The 2,568-nt window shown below is 69.2% G+C and carries 3 protein-coding genes; 2 read left to right on the top strand and 1 reads right to left on the bottom strand.

Annotation, left to right across the window (positions count from 1 at the left end; translation table 11 throughout):
* Positions 1–128 precede the first annotated feature (128 nt).
* Positions 129–1,055 (bottom strand): LysR family transcriptional regulator, encoded by a 927-nt coding sequence (locus tag JHD63_RS22245; RefSeq protein WP_198972960.1) that lies wholly within the window; start codon positions 1,053–1,055, stop codon positions 129–131.
* Between the two features lie 154 nt (positions 1,056–1,209).
* Between JHD63_RS22245 and JHD63_RS22240 the strand changes: the two genes are divergently transcribed.
* Positions 1,210–2,217: a Bug family tripartite tricarboxylate transporter substrate binding protein gene (locus JHD63_RS22240; protein WP_198972959.1), complete on the top strand. Its 1,008-nt coding sequence runs from the start codon at positions 1,210–1,212 to the stop codon at positions 2,215–2,217.
* 4 nt (positions 2,218–2,221) lie between these two features.
* A partial coding sequence (locus JHD63_RS22235) for an acyclic terpene utilization AtuA family protein (RefSeq protein WP_198972958.1) occupies positions 2,222–2,568 on the top strand: 347 nt, incomplete at its 3' end.

Here is a 2,568-nt window from a genome sequence, read left to right as displayed (position 1 = left end):
CCCCCCCCCCCCCCCCCCCCCCCCCCCCCCCCCCCCCCCCCCCCCCCCCCCCCTTTTAGATGTGTATAAGAGACAGCAGCAGGGATGCGCGACACGCGAGGGACTTGTTCAGCGTTGCCCAAGGCCTGCTATCCAGGGCGCCCACGCGCCAGCCGCAGCGCGTCGCGCGCTCTGAACACCTCGACCACCTTGTCGCGGAACCGCTCCATGACGGTCGAAAAGTAAGCGCTGCGCCGCCAGAAGATCCCGATCTTCAATGCCCATACCGGCGCCGGCGCGGGCAGCGCGGCCAGGCCCGCACCGGTGCTCGCGTTCAGCGAGTCGGCGCTCATCACGGTCAGCAGGTTGCTGCTGCGCACCAGCGGGGAGAAGACCGCAGGCGAGGCGTCCGTCTGCAGGAACGCGGCCGGCATCTCGACACCCGCCTCCTCGAACATCGATTCGACCCAGGTCCGCAGCACGATGTTCGCGGGAGGCAGAGCCCACGCCTGCGACGACATGTCCGGCAACGTGAACCTGCGCCGCAGCAGCGGATGCCCTTTGCGTGCCACCACGAAGGACTGCTGCTCGCCCAGCAGCAGGCAGGACAGCGCGGCCGGCGTTTGCGCCTGCATGGCGGCAATCGCGAAGTCGAGCGAGCCGGTCTCGAGCTGGTGCAGCAGCGCGCCGCTGAGCTGCACCTGCACCTGGAAGCGAATGCCACGGGCCGAGTGGAGGAATGAGGCCAGCACGGGTGTGACGACCGACTCCACCACCGCCGGCACGGTGCCGATGCGCAGTTCGCCCGACTGGCCTGTCTTCAGGTCCTGCACTTCGTTGCGGATGTCATCGACCATCTGCGCCAGCGTGAGGTTGCGCCGATACAGCGCCTGGCCGATGGCCGTCAGCGACACGCCCCGCGCGGTGCGTTCGAACAGCCGTGCACCGAGCGAGGTTTCGAGCCTCTGGATCGCTTTGGACAAGGCCGGCTGCGTCACGCGCAGAACGTCGGCAGCGCTGTGAAGGTTGCCGAGTTCGGCGACGACCCGGAATGATTCGAGGTCCTTGAACTGCATGGCTGGTGCGGGCGGCGGGTGATTCCAGATCGTTATCGACAAACTCCATGATAGGTCTGGCTGCGCGGCGCGTCGCTTTCCATAATGGGCCGCACGGCGCCATGCGGCCGGCCTTCGCCGGGCGCGTCGGATGCTGATCACCGGAGACAAGAACATGCGGACATTCGCTCATCGGGCGCGCGGCGCGCTGCGCGGCGCCGCCGCCGGAGTCGGGCTGGCGATTGCACTTGCCGGGGCCCTCACCGCCCCGCCCGCGGCTGCGCAGGAGGCCTATCCGAACCGGCCGATCCGCGTGGTGGTGCCTTACCCGGCGGGCGGCAACACCGACATCATTGCGCGCGACGTCATGAAGGAGGTCTCGGGCCGGCTCGGCCAGCCGGTGGTGATCGACAACAGGCCTGGCGCCAACAGCATCCTGGGCACCGAGCTGGTCGCCAGGGCCGCGCCCGATGGCTACACGCTGCTGGTGGTGATCGGCGCCTACGCCAACAACGAATCCCTCTACCGCAGCCTGCCCTACAAACCGACGGACCTCGCCCCTGTCTCGCAGCTCACGCGGACCTCGCTGGTGCTGGTCACGGCTCGCCCGGGCCTGCGCACGCTGGACGATCTGGTGCGCTCCGGCGGCGACGGCAGCGCGCCGCAGAGTTTCGCGAGCAGCGGCGTGGGTTCGGCAGCGCACCTGCTGGGTGAGCGCCTGGCGCGAATCACCGGCATGAAGGGCGCGATGCACGTGCCCTACAAGGGAACCAGCGACGCCACCACCGACCTGGTCAGCGGCCGCGTGGGATTCATGTTCGACGCCATCTCGGCCATGGGCCCGCACATCCGCCAGGGCAAGCTCACGGCCCTTGCCGTGACGGGTCAGGAGCGCTCGCCGCTGCTGCCCGATGTGCCGAGCCTCAAGGAACTGGGCTACCCGGATCTGGTGGCTTACGCGTGGGCCGGCGTGCTGGCGCCGGCGCGCACGCCCTCGGCCGTGGTGCGGAAGCTGGCGGCAGAGATCGCCACCGTGATGAAGGGCGCCGAACTGCGCGCCCGCCTGGCGGCGATCAGTACCGAGCCGGTGGGCAGCACGCCGGCGGATTTCGCACGCTTCATCGCGCAGGAGGCCAAGGTGAATGGCGACGTGATCCGGCAACTCGACATTTCCCTGGACTGAGCGCATGGGCAAAACGGTGCGGATCGGAGGCGCGTGCGCCTTCATTGGCGACAGCATGATCGGCCCCAGGCAGCTCGTCGACGTAGAGGGCATGCACTACCTGGTGTTCGACTACCTGGCGGAGATGACGCTGTCGAGTTTCGCCCAGGCGCGAAAGATGAATCCGGCGCTGGGCTATGCGGGCGATTTCATCGACGTAGCGCTGCGCGAGATTCTGCCGCGCTGCATGGAGCGCGGCATCCGGCTGGTGGCGAACGCGGGGGGCCTGAACCCGCGCGCCTGCGCCGCGGCCATCGAGGCGCTGGCCAGGGAGTTGGGCTGCGCGCCGCGCGTGGCCTTCGTCGAGGGCGA

The sequence above is a fragment of the Xylophilus sp. ASV27 genome (assembly GCF_016428875.1).
In the GTDB taxonomy this organism is placed as follows: Bacteria; Pseudomonadota; Gammaproteobacteria; order Burkholderiales; family Burkholderiaceae_C; genus Xylophilus.
This window is presented reverse-complemented; position numbering and strand designations above follow the sequence as displayed.